The following is a 2,718-nucleotide window of genomic DNA, read 5'->3' on the forward strand; positions in this document are numbered from 1 at the left end:
CGGAGCTTAAAGTAATGCGTGTGCTGTGGGCGGCCAAGGAAGCACTCCCTATGGCTGCCATAAGGGAGACCTTGGAGAAGTCTTCTGATTGGGAAAGCTCTACTATTAAGACGTTGCTGCGTCGCCTGTGTGAGAAAGGCGCAGTTTCGTCCACAAAAAAAGATGTGTTGTATTACTCACCGCTAGTGAGCGAAAAGGAATACAAAGAATATAGAACTGAGCGGCTCATTGACCGCCTGTACTGGGGTAGTGCGAAGAACTTGGTTGCTTCCTTGGTAGAGGGGGATAAACTGGATAAGAGCGATATTGAGGAACTGCGCTCTTTGTTCAAGGTAGGTGAATGATATGAACGAAACGGTAAAACTAATTCTATCGTTGTCACTGTCGGGCAGTATTTTAGCCGGACTGCTGTTTGCTGTAAAACCGCTAATTAACAACAGGGTTTCTCAGGCCTTCCAATATTACATTTGGTTGCTGGTGCTGCTTCGGCTGGCTCTCCCGTTTTCCTTCGAAGAGAGTCTTATGAATCGCGCCTTTTATCCGGCCGAGCCCCCTGTGACTATAAGTTCATCTGCCGCTGTTAATGAGAACCAAGGTAATACATCCCTGTCTGCTGATCTATCGGTCACCCGCAAGGTTGAAACCGGTGCCTATAACAAGGATTATGATCACGCAAGGTATTTCAACGACTTGTTTGGCCAATTTGCTTTCTATGTATGGCTGCTGGGAACACTGCTGTCCGTGGGCTTTTATTTTGGCGGTTATAGCCGTTTTGTTTCCTTGTTGCGGCCAAGTAATATCCCGGCCGCGCCTGGGGAGCAAGCGCTGCTAGACCGCTTAGCGGGTGACAATTCAAAGGTAAAGCTTTTTCGCAACCGCTTTGCAACCACCCCTGTGCTGGTGGGGATACTGGCGCCTCGCATTATCATCCCAGATACAGAGTATGCACCGCGGCAGCTGGAATATATCCTTAGGCATGAGCTTACCCACTTACGGCACTTTGACATGGGCTATAAGTGGGTTACGGTGCTTGTGACTTCGCTTCATTGGTTTAATCCGCTTATGATTCTCATCAGGCGGGAGATTAACCGCGCTTGTGAACTGTCCTGTGATGAAGCAGTAATTAAGAACCTCAGTGCTGCTGACAAACAGTCCTATGGGGAGACGCTCATTTCCATGGTGGCCGAGCACCGATACCCCATCGGTGTACTTTCCACCACCATGTGTGAGGAGAAGAAAACTTTGAAGGAAAGACTGGTGGCCATCATGGGCTCTGGCCGAAGGTCTGTTATGGTAGCGGTTATTGTATTGGCCTGTATGATTATCGGGGCGGCTTGGCTCGGGGCCAGTGCCCCAGGGCACAGTGCAATTACCATCAACGATGTGGCCCGGGTGAGCTGGGTGGCCGAACAGAGCGAAAACAAAGAAACCCAGATTGTAGATGAGCATGAATGGGGACCTATTATCAAGCTAATCAATAATGCTAAACGGAGCCCCTTACCGGAGGAGGATTGGCCCAGTCTGGAGCCGGATGGACAGTATCCGGTCGACTTCAGCTTGAGTGTGACCATGAAACGGCAACACAGTGTAGAAAATGCGGAGTACGCGCTCTGGCTCTACCAAAAAGGTGGGGACCCACGCAACGGAGCGTACCAATATGGTTTGGCCCTAACGTATCTATCGGAAGAAGGAGAAGCTGACGTTTGGGCGCTTTCTGACCGCGATTGCCGCTGGGTAAAGGATTGGTTCAGTGCCAGGATGGGTTCGGCCACTTCGACCGGCGGATACAACCTGGGTGAAATCACTAAGTACAAAACACCGTATGTTGGTAACCACGTGAAGGTTGGAGGCATTATCGGTCGGCTACCGGTACCGGACACCTATTTTAGGCAGCAATTTATGTCCTTAGACACCGAGAAAAAGCCTTACGGCCTCACTGCTTACTACGAGCCGGCCGATAGTACGAAAAACAACCAGAAGTTGCCCGCTGTTACCTCCGATCCTAAGAAGCTAGCGACTCTGCAAAGAAATGCGATGGTCCTCTTTTGCATGATCGACAATGTTGACAACGTAACCTTTGCCTTCCGCCCCTCAACGTCCAACGGTACGCTTGATATCGCTGCCTATGACACTATGATAAGTTTTTCCCGGAAGGACCTGGAGGAAGTATATGGTGACCTATCGGTATTGGCGGGCGATTTGAACTTACTTGAGCAGGCGCTAATTAAAGAAGTAATCGTACCGGCCACGGTAACCGAACCGGTTGACGACAGCCCCCTGCCGGAATTTACCGAGGCCGAGGTGGCCGCCGCCCGCGCCGTGGTGGAAGAATACTACCGGGCAGTGGCTGCCAAAGATGCCGAGGCCATATTGGCTACCTTGTATCCGCGCGAACACCGGACCTTAGAAAATGTAAAAAGCGGCCATGTCCAACTATATGGTACCGAAAAACGCACTTTGCTCACGATAGACTATGACTCCCAAGACCCCATGCGCCGGAGCTATCGCCCCGGCAATCATCCTACAACCGTCGACAACATCATTGTATTCAAAGTCAGTTTCAACATCGAATATCCTCTTAAAGACGGAGGCCCCTGGAACGAAGGCGTCTATGACAACTGGAGCATGATTCTCTTTCGCGACGACAAAAACAGCCCCTGGCTGATTTATGACCAAGGGTATTAACACCGCATTAGAACTAAAGCAACTGATAAAAAA

The 2,718-nt window shown here is 50.3% G+C and carries 2 protein-coding genes; both read left to right on the forward strand.

Translation table 11 applies throughout. The annotated features are described in order from the left end of the window. Nucleotides 1-344 (forward strand): BlaI/MecI/CopY family transcriptional regulator (locus GX016_01670; protein HHT70272.1); only part of this gene is annotated, 344 nt, incomplete at its 5' end. A gap of 1 nt (nucleotide 345) precedes the next feature. Next, complete coding sequence (locus tag GX016_01675) at nucleotides 346-2,685, forward strand: DUF4825 domain-containing protein (GenBank protein ID HHT70273.1); 2,340 nt, start codon at nucleotides 346-348, stop codon at nucleotides 2,683-2,685. Nucleotides 2,686-2,718 lie beyond the last annotated feature (33 nt).

This window comes from Bacillota bacterium, from assembly GCA_012837285.1.
Taxonomy (GTDB): Bacteria; Bacillota; DTU030; order DUMP01; family DUMP01; genus DUNI01.

What these genes read in the sequence shown, in the direction of transcription:
- GX016_01675 (HHT70273.1), top strand. Translation starts at nt 346, where the DNA reads ATGAACGAAACGGTAAAACTAATTCTATCGTTGTCACTGTCGGGCAGT.